The organism is Flavisolibacter ginsengiterrae DSM 18136, assembly GCF_059568575.1.
Genome location: NZ_JCANTR010000005.1, coordinates 53,397 through 67,423 on the forward strand (window position 1 = coordinate 53,397; position 14,027 = coordinate 67,423).

The 14,027-nt window shown below is 39.7% G+C and carries 18 protein-coding genes; 7 read left to right on the forward strand and 11 right to left on the reverse strand.

The window, feature by feature from the left end:
- Positions 1-68: 68 nt before the first annotated feature.
- The 3 genes from BP74_RS07155 to BP74_RS07165 are packed head-to-tail and all read right to left on the reverse strand — an operon-like array spanning position 69 to position 1,786.
- On the reverse strand, positions 69-488 hold the full coding sequence (locus BP74_RS07155) for an SH3 domain-containing protein (RefSeq protein ID WP_072836320.1): 420 nt from the start codon (positions 486-488) through the stop codon (positions 69-71).
- 11 nt (positions 489-499) lie between these two features.
- Positions 500-994: a BON domain-containing protein gene (locus tag BP74_RS07160; protein ID WP_496372523.1), complete on the reverse strand. Its 495-nt coding sequence runs from the start codon at positions 992-994 to the stop codon at positions 500-502.
- A 57-nt stretch (positions 995-1,051) separates the two neighbouring features.
- The gene (locus tag BP74_RS07165; protein ID WP_496372525.1) at positions 1,052-1,786 is read right to left on the reverse strand and encodes a TerB family tellurite resistance protein; all 735 of its coding nucleotides are present in this window, start codon (positions 1,784-1,786) and stop codon (positions 1,052-1,054) included.
- 115 nt (positions 1,787-1,901) lie between these two features.
- Between BP74_RS07165 and BP74_RS07170 the strand changes: the two genes are divergently transcribed.
- Both BP74_RS07170 and BP74_RS07175 read left to right on the forward strand, forming a co-directional pair.
- The gene (locus tag BP74_RS07170) at positions 1,902-2,438 is read left to right on the forward strand and encodes a hypothetical protein (protein ID WP_496372527.1); all 537 of its coding nucleotides are present in this window, start codon (positions 1,902-1,904) and stop codon (positions 2,436-2,438) included.
- A 121-nt stretch (positions 2,439-2,559) separates the two neighbouring features.
- The gene (locus BP74_RS07175; RefSeq protein ID WP_496372529.1) at positions 2,560-4,011 is read left to right on the forward strand and encodes a sensor histidine kinase; all 1,452 of its coding nucleotides are present in this window, start codon (positions 2,560-2,562) and stop codon (positions 4,009-4,011) included.
- Between the two features lie 15 nt (positions 4,012-4,026).
- Here the strand turns inward: BP74_RS07175 and BP74_RS07180 are convergent, their stop codons facing one another.
- Complete coding sequence (locus BP74_RS07180) at positions 4,027-4,470, reverse strand: hotdog fold thioesterase (protein WP_496372531.1); 444 nt, start codon at positions 4,468-4,470, stop codon at positions 4,027-4,029.
- A gap of 40 nt (positions 4,471-4,510) precedes the next feature.
- Here BP74_RS07180 and BP74_RS07185 point away from each other — a divergent pair, with 40 nt between their 5' ends.
- Together BP74_RS07185 and BP74_RS07190 are read left to right on the forward strand one after the other, a co-directional pair.
- The gene (locus BP74_RS07185; RefSeq protein WP_496372533.1) at positions 4,511-5,173 is read left to right on the forward strand and encodes a VOC family protein; all 663 of its coding nucleotides are present in this window, start codon (positions 4,511-4,513) and stop codon (positions 5,171-5,173) included.
- A 145-nt stretch (positions 5,174-5,318) separates the two neighbouring features.
- Entirely contained in the window at positions 5,319-5,528 is a 210-nt protein-coding gene (locus BP74_RS07190; RefSeq protein WP_496372535.1) for a hypothetical protein, read from the forward strand.
- 52 nt (positions 5,529-5,580) lie between these two features.
- Here BP74_RS07190 and BP74_RS07195 read toward each other — a convergent pair whose 3' ends face one another.
- The 3 genes from BP74_RS07195 to BP74_RS07205 form a co-directional block, all read right to left on the reverse strand.
- Entirely contained in the window at positions 5,581-6,246 is a 666-nt protein-coding gene (locus BP74_RS07195) for a VanZ family protein (protein ID WP_496372537.1), read from the reverse strand.
- 67 nt (positions 6,247-6,313) lie between these two features.
- A complete protein-coding gene (locus BP74_RS07200) occupies positions 6,314-7,087 on the reverse strand; it encodes an oxygenase MpaB family protein (protein ID WP_496372539.1) in 774 nt (257 codons plus the stop codon).
- 65 nt (positions 7,088-7,152) lie between these two features.
- The gene (locus BP74_RS07205; protein ID WP_496372541.1) at positions 7,153-7,590 is read right to left on the reverse strand and encodes a response regulator; all 438 of its coding nucleotides are present in this window, start codon (positions 7,588-7,590) and stop codon (positions 7,153-7,155) included.
- Between the two features lie 152 nt (positions 7,591-7,742).
- Here BP74_RS07205 and BP74_RS07210 point away from each other — a divergent pair, with 152 nt between their 5' ends.
- The gene (locus BP74_RS07210) at positions 7,743-8,384 is read left to right on the forward strand and encodes a DUF1579 domain-containing protein (protein WP_496372543.1); all 642 of its coding nucleotides are present in this window, start codon (positions 7,743-7,745) and stop codon (positions 8,382-8,384) included.
- Between the two features lie 71 nt (positions 8,385-8,455).
- Here BP74_RS07210 and BP74_RS07215 read toward each other — a convergent pair whose 3' ends face one another.
- From BP74_RS07215 to BP74_RS07225, 3 genes are all read right to left on the reverse strand, one after another.
- Positions 8,456-10,648 (reverse strand): penicillin acylase family protein, encoded by a 2,193-nt coding sequence (locus BP74_RS07215; RefSeq protein ID WP_496372545.1) that lies wholly within the window; start codon positions 10,646-10,648, stop codon positions 8,456-8,458.
- A 41-nt stretch (positions 10,649-10,689) separates the two neighbouring features.
- Positions 10,690-11,115: a DUF2141 domain-containing protein gene (locus tag BP74_RS07220; protein WP_496372834.1), complete on the reverse strand. Its 426-nt coding sequence runs from the start codon at positions 11,113-11,115 to the stop codon at positions 10,690-10,692.
- A 67-nt stretch (positions 11,116-11,182) separates the two neighbouring features.
- Complete coding sequence (locus BP74_RS07225) at positions 11,183-11,617, reverse strand: DoxX family protein (protein WP_496372547.1); 435 nt, start codon at positions 11,615-11,617, stop codon at positions 11,183-11,185.
- Between the two features lie 236 nt (positions 11,618-11,853).
- Between BP74_RS07225 and BP74_RS07230 the strand changes: the two genes are divergently transcribed.
- Positions 11,854-12,456 carry a hypothetical protein gene (locus BP74_RS07230; protein WP_496372549.1) on the forward strand — a complete coding sequence of 201 codons (603 nt, stop codon included), beginning with the start codon at positions 11,854-11,856 and terminating at the stop codon, positions 12,454-12,456.
- A gap of 70 nt (positions 12,457-12,526) precedes the next feature.
- On the opposite strand, the gene BP74_RS07235 is transcribed toward BP74_RS07230, so the two are convergent.
- Positions 12,527-13,390: a YciE/YciF ferroxidase family protein gene (locus BP74_RS07235; RefSeq protein ID WP_496372551.1), complete on the reverse strand. Its 864-nt coding sequence runs from the start codon at positions 13,388-13,390 to the stop codon at positions 12,527-12,529.
- Positions 13,391-13,531: 141 nt separating this feature from the next.
- Here BP74_RS07235 and BP74_RS07240 point away from each other — a divergent pair, with 141 nt between their 5' ends.
- Complete coding sequence (locus BP74_RS07240; RefSeq protein ID WP_496372553.1) at positions 13,532-13,990, forward strand: CBS domain-containing protein; 459 nt, start codon at positions 13,532-13,534, stop codon at positions 13,988-13,990.
- Positions 13,991-14,027: the final 37 nt, after the last annotated feature.

Genomic DNA, 14,027 nt, shown 5'->3' on the forward strand with positions numbered 1-14,027 from the left:
TGTTTACAATAAAATTGCCTTCCCAAGGGAAGGCAATTTTATTGTATAGCATTGCTATCATTTACATGTTACACTTGTTGCAGGTATTGATTGTAAACATATCCCTCAACACCTTTATCTGTTTTGATCAGGCTCCATTGATCATTTGCCTGGCTTTGAACGGTAACGACTTCGTTGTGGGCAGCCTTACCAACAATAGGCTGGTCCGTTCCGGGCCCCTTTCGAATGTTAAGGTTTGTAGACTCGGTAATTACTTTAGCTTTAGAACCTGCAGCAGCTTCTGCTACATTTACATCCAGCACCACATCGCCTGAACGAAAATCAGGGTCTAACTTGTTATAAATACTCCAAAGGTTATCCTTGACCTGTCCACTGGGAGCCTGTCCGTCAATATAAAGGACATTATTTTCCTCCCTGACCTGCAGGTTATTGACACCTGAGCTTTTTGCAGCATTGATTAACTCTGCATATTTTTCCTGAACTGCCATAACGCTGTGTTTTATTTAATGGTAAGTTTATTGTTTACTTTTTTGGGGTTAAGCCCATTGATGGATTGCATCAGCTTAGGGAGCTTACTTCTTTCGATCGTTCCTGTTAATGTTACTTCACCATTACTGGTAGTAGCAGTAACTCCAGGATAATCTTTGGTAGCATCTCTCAAACCTGACTCCAGCGCTGCATCAGGGCTAACTTCAACAGGTGGGGCTGCAGGCATAACTGTAATGTTGTTCACTACTGATTTTACACCTTTTACATCCTTGGCTGCCTGCTCTGCCGATGTGCGGCAAGCTTCATCCGGGCAATCACCGGTAAGTGTCACAACACCATCTGTTACAGAGGTGGTTACATGACTCATACGGCTGTCTGCCTGTACTTTTTCATTTAACGATGTTTGAATGTCGCTGTCCTTGGGTTTGCTTTTACAGGAAGTTAATTGCATGCTTATGGATAGAAGGGCACCCATAAACAAAAGTTTTGCATGGCTTTTTTTCATTTGTTGTTATTTATATTTAGAAAATTGAAAAGCATTGAGAAAGACCAATTGAAAAGATTAAAAACCACCACCTCCCAAAATCCTGCCTAACAAGCCACCAGCACTTCCCAGCCCTCTGCCGCCACTTAACATCCCGATCAATGAACCCAATCCGCCTCCACCTAATAATCCGCCGAGGTTTCCACCTAATGCACCACCCAGACCTCCACCTCCAATACCGCCTGAAGTGTTTCCAGCCCCCCTCGAAAATATCCTTGAAAGAATCATCGGTGCAGCTATACTGATGAGACCTTTCAATAAGGAACTGCTGTTAATGCCGGCACTTTCCAGTTTGTCTTTAATACCTGAGGCATTGACAATATTTTGTGGATCATTCTGAGTAGTTTCTGAACTTGTAGCTTTTTCAGCAAACTGATCCAATAAAGAGAATTGTTGCTGATCTACACCAAGGTACTCAGCTATTTTATGAATACTATCATTTTCTTGCTGGTTGTAATCATTATCCGCCTTTGCAAAGGTCATCAAATCAGCAACCAGTGAAAACTTCAGATCGCTGTTTTTTAATACATTAAGGTTTTTAGTTAATTCATTACCACTCAGGTCTGTAGCAGCTTTTTGAACAGTCGCCGTTTGCTCAGGTGATAAGCTGGCTGCCTGGCATAACCCGGATATATAGTCTAATTCTTCCCCTGAAGCCTGCCTGTCGGCAGTGGCAATTGAAGCAATGGCGCCCAGGTAAGCTGTTTTTTCACTGTCGGAATGTCCTTCAAGGATACTATTGTTTTCCTCCATAAAATTCTTTTAACAGGGTTGATGTAATTATTGTGCCATACAACGCTATGAAAATTTATATGGCTGAAGTAATTGGAAAAGGAATTCGTTTTAATTTAAGGTATAACTTTTATTAATGCAGTTTGGTAAGACCCGGATGTTTTTCTATTTCAATGGAAGTATCGCATTAATTCTAGCACTCTATTTTTCACCATGGTTATTCGGGAGGGTTACTATGGCAAAGGTGATCACACCCTATGAAGTAACCACCATACTGTTGCAATATGAGGCTAACGGCAAGCAATATACGGGTGGGCATATGCGCAATGACATTCCATTTCAGCAAAGAATGGTTCGTATACGGTATTTAAATTTCCATCCTTCCAGTTCAAGAATTGATTCTTTTATGGGCATGTGGGCTGAACCCCTTGCCTGGTGGAGTGTACTGCTGGTGGCATCGGCCATGTTGCTGTTAATGCCAAATGGAGTATTTTCTAAAGGAACTATTTTCCACCTGTATAAAAAATTTCCCTGGATATCTATGGATGAATTTTTCCCTTATCATGGTAATTGGAAGGAAGATGAAAGGCAAAAGGAAAATCAAGCTGGAATTAACAATAACCTGGAAAAGCCAAATCTAAAGCCCAGGCACATGCTAAAAAGAAACACTTAATAAGTAGACAGTTTATTACATACTTAATTAATTGAAAATCATTATAAGGTGATAATGGCTTGAGTTAATCAAAAATATTCTCTATTTTGTTGACGTACCGTTACTTATAACCAGCCACCTTATGGAAATCGTGTATCAGAAGATCCAGTATCTGCAGGAGAAATTGCGTGCAGCAGATATTATGAGAACCCTGGATCCTATTCTTCATTATCCATTTCAATTGCTTAGCAGGATCAAAGTATTAGGCTCTGCCTCAGAAATGGGAGAATATGAAAAACGTAAGCTTGCCGTTTTTAATCAACTTAACTTTTTTCAATTACTTACAGGAACGCTGATCCCAATCATTGGAATGATCCATGCAGACAAGCTGCCAGCATCAGCCTGGATCATAGCCTGCCTGCCAGCGTTCACCAGTATTGTTGTATTATTTCTGAATTTTAAACGCAACTATGAATCTGCATTATTAACCTACTTCATTGCCTATCCATTCTTCACCTGCATTGTTTACCTCAATGGCATGAATGCAGGCATGGAACTTCATTTCATTCTCTATGGCATTTTATCGGTTTTCTTTCTGCAGGATATTGGCTATATGTTGTTTACGGTTGCTTTTTCAATGGTCAGTTATTTTATTCTTTCTGTTGTTTTAAAAGATTTTATCTACCAGGTAGAATTAGAGAATAAAGTTCTGTATCTCTGCAACCAGGCCCTGGCAATCGTTTTTATATTCTATGGATTGTACCTTATTAAAAAAGAAAATACGGAATACCAGGTCAGGTTATTAAAACAGAACAGGGCGCTGCATAAGAAGAACTTTGAGATCCAAAAACAAAAAGAGATCATTGGCCACAAAGCCAAATTGCTACAATCGCAAAAGAAAGAACTGAAACAATTGGATGCACTTAAGAACAGGTTGTTCTCGGTGATCTCACACGACCTCAAATCACCCATGTACGCCATGCGTAATCTTTTCCAGAATATGCAACAATATGATCTTCCGGCAGAAGAAGTGAAGTCAATGGTACCAGATGTATTAAATGACCTGAACTATACTATTGGACTGATGGAAAATCTTTTGCAATGGTCCAAGTCTCAAATGCAGGCAGATTCTGTTCGCGCCCAGGAGATTGATCTTTCACAACTTATCAATGAGGTTATCGTATTGCTGAGGCTCCAGGCAGAAGCAAAACAGGTTGCCATCGCAAGTATGGTTTCAGAAGCTACCCATGTATATGCTGACAGGGATATGATCAATCTTGTGTTGCGTAACCTGTTATCCAATGCCATTAAATTCACACCTGAAAAAGGAAGTATAGCCATCGGAATTCACCAGCATTCTTATTTTGTTGAAGTATTCGTACAGGATTCAGGACAGGGCATAAGCAGGGAAGCCATAGAAAAAATCAATGAGAATAACTTCTATACAACCAAGGGAACAGCAAGCGAATCAGGAACAGGTTTAGGCCTGATGCTATGTAAAGAATTTCTTGCGAAACACGGAGGTAAGATGCATATTGAAAGTGAACCCGGTAAAGGAAGTATATTTTCTTTTACGCTACCTCTGCCAGGGTAATAAAATTATTGTATACTATTTCCCACTTTGCATTTGAGCCTTATTCAGCACCGCCATGGTAAGCCGGCTGACACAAACCAAACGGTTTAGCTCATCCGTGATTTCTATATGCCATACCTGGGTAGAAGAACCTAAATGAATTGGTGAAGCTTTTCCTATTACCAGCCCGTGGCTTGCTGAGCTTATATGGTTGGCATTGATATCGAGTCCCACACAAGACTTTTGCTCCGGATCAACTACAAGGTTGGCAGCAAGACTTCCCAATGTTTCCGCTAATGCCACAGAAGCTCCACCATGTAATATACCCATTGGTTGCACTGTACGATGATCAACAGGCATGGTTCCATACAAGAAATCCTCTCCCAATTCAATAATTGAAATACCTATATGTTCTACCATTGTGCCTTTACCTCTTTGTTGAACGCTTTCGAGAGTGTAAGGTTGGAACCAAATGGGCATAGTTCATTTATTTACTAAATTAATGGCTTTATTATAGAGTATGAAGATCAGGGAAGTAATATTGGAAACCTTGAATGTTGAGGCTATAGCAACCTACTATAGTAATATATTAGAATTACCAGTTCAGAAAGTGAATAATATATGTACTATTGGTATTGGAACATCGCATTTAAAATTTATAAAAAGCCATGGCTTAACAGATCCATTTTATCATTTTGCCATTACTATTCCCTCAAATAAGATTGTGGAGGCTAAGGAATGGTTAGAAAGAAAACATATAGAACTATTATGGATGGAAGACTATCAAAATGTAATTGCCAATTTTGTAAACTGGAATGCTCACTCAATATATTTTTCTGATACAACAGGCAATATCGTTGAATTAATAGCACGACACGACCTGAACAATTCAACGAGTGATGTGTTTAATTCAAGTCATTTATTATCGCTCAGCGAAATAGGGATTGTCTTTAAAAAAGAAGCAATAGAGACCGGGACAAAAGAATTAACCAGGTATTGCAAATTGGACTATTTTAAAAAGCAACCTCCATTCCCTCATTTCAAAGCACTTGGAGATGATGAGGGGCTGTTTATAATAGTTCCGGAAAATCGTAACTGGTATCCAACTCAAAAACAGGCAGAAGTTTTTCCAGTTACTGTAGAATTCGAGATCAACGGTGTTCTTTGCTTTAAAAAATTTTAAAATTTACAAAATACTATAGCAGAACATTAAGTTTGGGTTTCCAGGCTATCTCAATATTTTATTTTTTCAACAAGCTCAAGATTAGTAATTGGCATTGTTTTTCCGGCAGATAATATTATTTATTGTAAACCATAAAGATTTAATTATGGAACAAAACAAAAACATGGGTAACCAACGTGATACCCAAAAAGGAAATCAAAGCGGGCAATCCCAGCAAACTTCCAGTAGCCAGCAGGGCCAGGGCAAAGGAAATATCTCACGGTCAGGTTCTGATCAACATTCAGGAAAAGGAACCGGTTCTCAAACTCAAAAGACAGGAAATACTGGTAGTGGAAGAAACGAAGGTAACATGTAGGTGTTTTAATAAAGACGCCTGGTACAATAGCCAGGCGTCTTTATTTATAAACTTAATAACTTAGATCTAAACCCGCCTTATTTAAATGTTTCTGTGTTTTCAAAAAATAATCAATTACCATAAAACTGATGTATCCAAATGCTGCTCCGGTAGTATTCAGGAAGACATCATCTATATCAGTGCTCCTGTAGCTCGTGATCAATTGCAATAGTTCAATTCCGACAGAGAAGAGCATACAAATCAATGTTACTTTAATAAACCCCGACATCTTACCATATAGCAATGGCAGGTAGATACCTAATGGAAAAAGCATGACAAGGTTTCCCAACACCTGCCTGTTCGTGATCCTGTAAATTTTAAATACTTTGAACAAGTCAAGATTTACCCTATCTCTTTTTATAACCCTCAAGATCATTTTATGCCACCACTCATGCATGGACACCTCCCTGAAAAGAATGAAATAACCGGTAAGAGTCAACACCATGAATATGTAAACATAAAAGCTGGAAAATATCCCTACCTGAACAAAAGTTACAGGTTCTCTGTTATAAAGATCCAGCAACATCCACCCATATAGTAAAAGAAGCGTAATAGAAAAGAAAACAATTCTCCATTTGGAGGTGTGTGCATAATCAATGGCATATCGATCATGCAAAAAGAATATAGTAAGCAGGATCACCGGGAAGATGACCAGTATTTTTTTTAAGCCGATAGTCATGGTTGATTGCAAGTATAACAAATGACTTTCATAATTCCATTTCCTATCCTTCTAAATTTCCAGGATTTCAATTCTTTAAAGAAGGATTTACATCAAGGTTCCTTATCTGTTCCTTATAGCCTGAAGGCAATATGATAGATTTAAAAAACCAGTCTAGTTTTACCATTCGGCTCAACTTATAAACCGGAATTACGGGTTTAAGTACAGAAATACCGGAATACTTCAAAAGAATTTTAACCTGGCGGGGTGCCACTAGTTTTTGTGCTTCCTTCAAAAGAAAATACCGGGCAGGTCCCAGGTGTTTCCTGTACTGTTTAAAAAGATCAACCGTATAAGGTGTATGGTCAAGATTGTATTCAAGATGCTTCCATCGCTTTTGTAACCATTCATTATAGGTGGAAGGCAATTTGGAAAGGTTCATTCTTTGTCCAACCCTAAGAAAAACATCGAAAACCTCTTGTTTTTCTCCATCTGTCAGTTTTCTTTCCAGCAATTCATAGGAAGCAATGGAATAATGGATCAACATGAACAATACATCCCTGTATGCCCAATCAGGAATAGGCTCGCCTCTTTTGACTTCCAAAGAATTATGGATATTGCTGATAGCATCGATCGTTTTTAGGGCTGCATCAGTTTCCTGGAAAACAATCTTACGGGCATAGGAAACCGTTGAAAAAAGCCTGCCTAAAGGATCAGAAGGAAGTTTGCCTGTAAAATAAAGCCAATCAACGGCCTTATTCAATGCAAATTCAGCTGCAGCACCGGCAAAAATGAACAATATGGTATCACCTTTACCCCATATCTGTCGCACAATTGAATCACGGGTGACAAATAATTCCATACTGTAAATAACGAATTTGTTGGTTGAGAAGTACAGAAAACTTAATGCATTCAATATTTCGGGAATCAGTGATGAACAACACCTTTATGTTCATCAGTTACACCATTACTCATGTCCAGTATGGTCTGTGCCACATGCAGGAGGTCCCGGTATAAAGTTGGCTTTCTAAAAAAGGTGCATTTATGATTCTGACATAAACGAACATCTTCTTCTCTTGAAGAAGTTGTAAATACCATCACTGGTATATGCCTAAATTCTTCCTCATTTTTCATCCAGGCCAGTACTTCCTTTCCATCCATAAGAGGCATATTAAGGTCAAGGATGACCACGCTTGGATGGTGTTCAGCATAATCGTTCTGAAGCAATGAGATCACTTCAGCCCCATTTTTGGCATTGACAATCTGATACTTATCGGTTAATTGTTCGAGGGCATCTACAAGGCTTTCAAAATCATCCAGATCATCTTCCGCATACAATAAAACCGGTTTGTTGGGAAAATTCATAATATTCAATAGGGTTAAGCTTGATTCTTCAGCTGTATAAAGGGAAAAGATTGTGCCATATACTTCCAAACTCAGCCATTAACTGTGTTTTAACTGTCCGGCTCGATTTGCACTATTCTTTTTCTTTTTTTACATTAGTAGAAATTAATCCAATGAAATCCTTTCCCATCCTTATTTGTGCTGTCCTGTTTGCTTTCAGCTGTAAAAACAAAGAGCAAACTCCACAGGAAGTTAAGGTGGCAGCAGCCGCTACTACTACACCCTCTTCATCAACAGCCTTAAACGATTCTGCTACCATTCAAAATGCCGTGTCAACCTATAGCCAACCAGGAGAAATGCATAAGATGATGAATGCATGGAATGGGACATGGTCAGGTGAAGTAACGATATGGGAAACACCTGGTGCTTCACCCAAAAAAAGCAATGCAACAATGGTCAATAAAATGGTGTTGGGCGGACGGTACCAGCAATCAACATTTAAAGGCAGCTACAATGGTAAACCCCTGGAAGGAATAAGTACACTTGCTTATGACAATTCCCGGAAGTTGTTTTTGTCAACCTGGATTGATAATATGAGTACAGGGTTAATGAGCGCTGAAGGACCATGGGACCTTGCCAGCAAGTCCATTACTTTTAAGGGAACCATGACAGATCCTGCCACTGGAAAATTGGTGGATACCAAAGAGATATTTAAACCAATAGATAACAACTACCAGGTTATGGAAATGTATGCTGTAGCCCCGGATGGAAAGGAATTTAAAACAATGGAAATAAAATATACACGCCGGAACTAATTGGTCCATTAGCCAGAATATCAAAAAGCTCCATGAAAACAGGAGCTTTTTTCTTTTAACACTGCAAAAAATTAATCACCCGGATGATACGTTCGTACCGTATGTTTTTTGATATCGTCCTGGTAAAAATTAACCTCTTTGAATTTCCCTTCAATATACCCTTCGGCCTGGTCGGTAAAGTGTTCCGAACCAGGAATAAAGGATTCTCCTCCCGTCATTATGGTTCGTGCTTTTAGCTTCTTGCCAAATTCAATAGCGGCTATGAAACTATTGCCGGAAATTCCATAACGCTTGTTGGTATTGGGAAACCTCCGGCTGTTGAAAGAAGGCAGGGAACCCCAGGTGGCAGATGCCAGTCCTACAGGTAGGCTCCATTTATTATCCTCAAAATTGGTATTGGTGCTTTTTTCGTTTCTCTGGAAACGATTGATATCTCCCCAGGCCACATGCCAGGTCCCAAACCTGTTTTCCAATCCTTTCAATGCAGATCTTAATAACTCCAATTTTTTTGCTGGCGGCACTTCTTTGGCTAGCCAGTTAAAGGCAGCAATGGCATTGGTGGCATCCCTGTCGGTAGCAGGTGCGGGAGCAAAAGCAGTTAAACTTGTGGCCCATTCAATTGCCAACGTAGTGGCTATGGAACTGGCTGATGAATTCTTATCCCAATTCTTTAAAACAATAATGGCTTCACGCAATTCTTCTTTGCTGGTATCCTTGTCTGTAAGGTTATCATAGGCCTTAAATAAAGAAGGTAGTAATATTTCAAAGGCGGATAGATAATGGCTGTATCCAATGCTTATGATCTTGTCAAGTGTAATATCGTTGGTTTCATTTAATAACCTGGCAGCATTAAGCGCCCTGGCGTTTTGTCCATCCGGAGCCATGTATTCCGGGTAATCCTGCTTTCGGGGACTGCTTGTACCAGAAGAGGTAAACGGCGTTGAATTACAATTTTGGATCCATCCACTGGAAGGATTGATCACATGTACGATTTCATCCAGCGTATGAATACCTTTCCATTCAGTAGACGCTGTTGTTCCATCAACAGGAAGTTGCCAGTCAAGTTTTGGATTCCTGACAGGAACAAAGTTGCCATGCCAGTAAGCTATATTCTTCTGGTCATCGGCATACACAGTATTATTGGAATTATTGGAACGGAGTTCCATAATTTTCCGGAATTCATTAAAGCTATTGGCCTTGGTCCGCAACCATGACTGCTCCAGGGCTTCCAACGACCGGTTTCTTTCTTTAAGGCTAAGCCAGCTATCTTCCCTGCTTCCCATCACTGGTCCATGATGCGTAAAATAAGTTGTGAATTTTTTCTCTGCAATCGCATTACCGTTCCTGTAGCGAACAATTACAGGTTTTGACTGCACCTGCTTTAACTGCCCATTGTATTCATAATACAGATCATTACCCTTATGAATTATTTTTTCTTTATAAAGGTCTGCCACGTCAGCATAACTGGAAGTATGCATCCATCCACAATGTTCATTAAATCCCTGGTAGATAAAGAAGTTTCCCCAGGTAGCAGCACCATAAACATTAAGCCCCTCATCGCTTATCATATGCGCTTCGGTTCTGAAATAAAATGTTACATGTGGATTGATATACAATATGGAGTTTTTGGAAGCTGTTTTAGAGGGGGCAATAGCAAAACCATTAGAACCTGTAAGCCGGAGTTGGGTGAAGTCGGTATAAGACGGCACAATACCTAATGACTTATCACCTGCCGGACCATATAGATTACGTGTGTCCCGCAGGTTTATTCCACCCATTTGTGTGGCAGAAATACTTCCATCAGTGTACATTAAAGGAAACCAGGGTTCAAATCTTTGAAAGACAGCAGGTTTTGTTTCGGGATGCAAAGCCAGGTAATAATTGATTCCATCAGCAAAAGACCGCAGTAGTTTTTTCAACCATTCAGGGCTGCGGGCATAATCTGATTTGGCAGCCACTGTATCATAGATCATCTGCATCTGGAGGTCGCCATATATTTGTTGTTCCCCATCTACTTCTGCCAGCCTGCCAAAAACTTCAAGGTAATTTCTTTCCACCCTTGAAAAGTTTTGTTCACATTGCGTATACATAAGTCCAAATACCGCGTCGGCATCTGTTTTCCCATGAATGTGCGGTATACCCCAATTGTCAATACTGATAGTTACATTCCGGGCCTGCTCCTTAAAATGGCTGATCTCTGCAGGCGAAAACACTTGTGCTGATCCAATAACAGGCACAAATAATAAAAGTAACAGAAGTTTCATAGGCACAATTTAATACATGAGCCCCATGAAAGGATAGCCTGCTATAAATTCCTAAGCCGTACCGGGAGCAAAAGGGAATCTCTATTGGTTATAAAAAAACTATTAGGCTCAAACGAAGGTGCAGCAGCAAAGGGTAATTGGTTGCGTGAAGCCCCATATCCCTCTTTAGGTATACCCAACCAATTTTTATCTAGCTTATTATTCCGGTTCACATCATGAAAAACAAATATGGCATACTTCCCCGTAGGTATATTATGGAATGTGAACACTGCTGCCTTATTGATAATAGGAGCTGTTAAACATTGAAGCGCCTCCATTTTTTGAAATGCGGCCGCATTGGTAAAAAGGCATGCCCTGCACACGCCTTTATCATTAGCAAGCTGTGTTACACTGGCAATTACCTGGTTTTGGGCGCATAATGAAATCGTGCCCCTTAGACATAATATAATGAATAGAATTTTTTTCACCTGGATAAACCGGGCCAAAGAAAAGGTTTAATCCGGTATGGAACAGTATTGTATTACCACAAAAATGTTAAAGAAGATGGTGTTTCAAATAATCATCCATGGAAACGCTTCCGCTACCCTTCTTTAATATATAAATCAGTAAGCCAAGAACTATCAGTGAAAGGATAAGGTCAGAACCCATATCATTCACTTCATGTGCTGGCAAAATAAAGAACAAGGCACCCAGCAATACCGGAATTTGAATAAGAGCCGCCCAACGTGTAAAAAGCCCTATTATAATAAAAACGCCCCCGAATAAATGGGCAAAGGTTACATAGGCTGTCAAAAAACCAACCCAACCTGAAAAACGGCTGTTCAGGATCAGTTCTTTCAATTGTTGTGCATGACTGATGAAAAAGATTCCTTTTGCAATTAATATAATCCCCAGAATGATCCTTGCTATCAGCAAAATAAATGATGGATAGGAATGTCTCCACCTTGCTATTCGTGTGGTAATATTCATAATCCCTGGTTTATATGCAAAGTTATCAAATCCTCTGAAACGGTTTATACACCTGCAACACATGAGATTGCCATGAAGAGTTCAATCCAATAAAATTAAAGTTACTTACCTCATCCATATATCTATATATTTGAAATAAACCGGGGAGTAGATTTAGTGAGAATAGTCAGGGAAACATATGATGGCACTCATTCCTTTTAACGGTTCAAATGATCATATTAGCTTAAAGAATTGGAATGTTACGGGGTACAAAACATATTTTACTACTACAGGTTATTTTCATGTTGATGGTGAGCAACTCCTATTCGCAGGTGCAGGAAGAAGGAAGCTTTCATTTTCAATTGCCTGTTGGCATTCATATCATGAATTCCACTTTCCGGCCCTATTCTGTAAATTACCTGGCAGGGCTTTCTTTCATGCATAAACTCAACGGAAGTAACCTTTCATTTGATGGAGGAATCACAGCAGCCATATGCCCGGCTAAAACTAAATCAGAAGATAGCCCTGGAAGCACTCTATTACAGCAACCTAATACAGGTTGTGAAATAGTTACTATTTATGCAGGGTTGGGACAAAAAAAATTATTGGGAAGGAACAGGTTTCAATATGCAGCAGGAGCCAGTTTTATATATACTGGTTTTACTCCCTGGTATGTACCCGGTACCATGATAAAAAGAAATACCATTGGAGGATATATTCGTTGTGGTATGCAGCACAAATTCTCCAATTATTTTTCCCTCGGACCGTTTTTGGCCTATTCAATATACCCTTCCGGCACCAGGAGAAATATTAAACTGAATCCCTCCAATATTTCGATCGGTATATTAGTAGGACCTTAAGCTTTGTTTAAAAAAACCGCCCCATAACAGGAGGCGGTGCATATTAAAAGATCAGTTATCAAATAGTCTTCTAACGTGTTCTTGCATCACTGCCTGATGTTCTTCCACCTTTACCCTTGTTTGTTTCCCGCCGGTTTACCTGGGTAGAACCGGATGTTGCCTTTTGCCTGGCGGAAGCAGATCTTTTTGTACCAGTTGAACGTCCCTGGGATGAAGTAGACCTCGTTACTTCCCTGCTTTGGGGTGAATCATTTTCAGCCGTTTCCTTCCTGGTATTAGCTGCAGTACTTCTTCTTTGATTAGATGCCATTTCCATTTCCGGCACCCTTGAACGTGTTCTTTGAAGTATTGTTGCTTTTTGCTCTCCTGCCACTTCCCTTGTCTTTTGATTTACTGAACCAGCTTCTGCATCTTTATTGACCCTGGTTACCGCCAGTTTAGTCAACAGATCATCAGCTTCGTACTCTTCATTCAATGTTTCTTCCAGGTGTTGGGAAACTTCAAGTAACCCCAGCTCCCTAGCATAAGTCCTTGCTGTTCCATACCCACAGATCTCATAATGCTCTATTTTTTGAGCACTGGCTATTATTACCGCATCCAGCACATCTGGATCCATATCTTCCTTTATGATCTTGTTGCCTTCTTCAATGATGCCCTGCATGCCTTTGCAAACATGCCTGCTCTTAAAAAGACGGCTGAACAAACCTTTCTTTTCATCAGGTTCCTGTTCAATTCCCATCGTATTTTGAACCTGGTCCAGCCTGGACAATTGTTTCCTGGTTATTTTTAAATGGTTTTGCAAAGCCTTTTTTAAATCCCTGTTATTTGCTTTTTCAATCATCGCAGGCATAGCAGCAATAATTTGCTCTTCTGCGGAATACAGATCCTGCACTTCGTGTTTGAGCAGGTCAAGGAGATCATTCATTTTATCCATAAAATGATATTTAGTATTACAGTTATAAATTTTGTGCCGCTGCAAATCAGGGCTATCCATTTTAGTTAAGAATCTCTTTCAACTACTCAGGTTTGCGATTGTTCCACGAACTTTGACCCCAAATAAAAATAGAACTATACGATGCTTACAGTGAAAAATGTGCTTGAGAGCAAAGCAAAACCCTTTAATGTGGTTACACCTGACACCCTGGTAATAGACGCTCTTAATCTTTTGAGTTCAGTAGATTTAAGTTACCTGGTAGTGATGCAGGACCAGGAGTATAAAGGGGTATTCAGTGAAAGAGATTATAGCCGCAACGTGATTTTAAAAGGCAGGGCAAGTAATTCTACAAAAGTAAATGAGGTCATGACCACCGATTTGCCCGTTGTTGGATTTGATGATACTGTAGAACATTGCATGCACCTGATGAATAGCCATAAAATACGTTACCTGCTGGCTTATGATGAAAATAAACGCTTCGCCGGCATTATAACGATTCACGATTTGCTTCGGCAGGTTATCAATAACCGTGATGCCATATATAATTCATCGGTTGCGCAGGAGTTGATCAACAATGATGAAAGCGGGAAGATCTATTAATTAAGAATTTGCCTGGTCTGATTAAGAAAAATAAAAA

What these genes read in the sequence shown, in the direction of transcription:
- BP74_RS07155 (WP_072836320.1), bottom strand. Translation starts at nt 488, where the DNA reads ATGGCAGTTCAGGAAAAATATGCAGAGTTAATCAATGCTGCAAAAAGC.
- BP74_RS07160 (WP_496372523.1), bottom strand. Translation starts at nt 994, where the DNA reads ATGAAAAAAAGCCATGCAAAACTTTTGTTTATGGGTGCCCTTCTATCC.
- BP74_RS07165 (WP_496372525.1), bottom strand. Translation starts at nt 1,786, where the DNA reads ATGGAGGAAAACAATAGTATCCTTGAAGGACATTCCGACAGTGAAAAA.
- BP74_RS07170 (WP_496372527.1), top strand. Translation starts at nt 1,902, where the DNA reads ATGCAGTTTGGTAAGACCCGGATGTTTTTCTATTTCAATGGAAGTATC.
- BP74_RS07175 (WP_496372529.1), top strand. Translation starts at nt 2,560, where the DNA reads ATGGAAATCGTGTATCAGAAGATCCAGTATCTGCAGGAGAAATTGCGT.
- BP74_RS07180 (WP_496372531.1), bottom strand. Translation starts at nt 4,470, where the DNA reads ATGCCCATTTGGTTCCAACCTTACACTCTCGAAAGCGTTCAACAAAGA.
- BP74_RS07185 (WP_496372533.1), top strand. Translation starts at nt 4,511, where the DNA reads ATGAAGATCAGGGAAGTAATATTGGAAACCTTGAATGTTGAGGCTATA.
- BP74_RS07190 (WP_496372535.1), top strand. Translation starts at nt 5,319, where the DNA reads ATGGAACAAAACAAAAACATGGGTAACCAACGTGATACCCAAAAAGGA.
- BP74_RS07195 (WP_496372537.1), bottom strand. Translation starts at nt 6,246, where the DNA reads ATGACTATCGGCTTAAAAAAAATACTGGTCATCTTCCCGGTGATCCTG.
- BP74_RS07200 (WP_496372539.1), bottom strand. Translation starts at nt 7,087, where the DNA reads ATGGAATTATTTGTCACCCGTGATTCAATTGTGCGACAGATATGGGGT.
- BP74_RS07205 (WP_496372541.1), bottom strand. Translation starts at nt 7,590, where the DNA reads ATGAATTTTCCCAACAAACCGGTTTTATTGTATGCGGAAGATGATCTG.
- BP74_RS07210 (WP_496372543.1), top strand. Translation starts at nt 7,743, where the DNA reads ATGAAATCCTTTCCCATCCTTATTTGTGCTGTCCTGTTTGCTTTCAGC.
- BP74_RS07215 (WP_496372545.1), bottom strand. Translation starts at nt 10,648, where the DNA reads ATGAAACTTCTGTTACTTTTATTATTTGTGCCTGTTATTGGATCAGCA.
- BP74_RS07225 (WP_496372547.1), bottom strand. Translation starts at nt 11,617, where the DNA reads ATGAATATTACCACACGAATAGCAAGGTGGAGACATTCCTATCCATCA.
- BP74_RS07230 (WP_496372549.1), top strand. Translation starts at nt 11,854, where the DNA reads ATGTTACGGGGTACAAAACATATTTTACTACTACAGGTTATTTTCATG.
- BP74_RS07235 (WP_496372551.1), bottom strand. Translation starts at nt 13,390, where the DNA reads ATGGATAAAATGAATGATCTCCTTGACCTGCTCAAACACGAAGTGCAG.
- BP74_RS07240 (WP_496372553.1), top strand. Translation starts at nt 13,532, where the DNA reads ATGCTTACAGTGAAAAATGTGCTTGAGAGCAAAGCAAAACCCTTTAAT.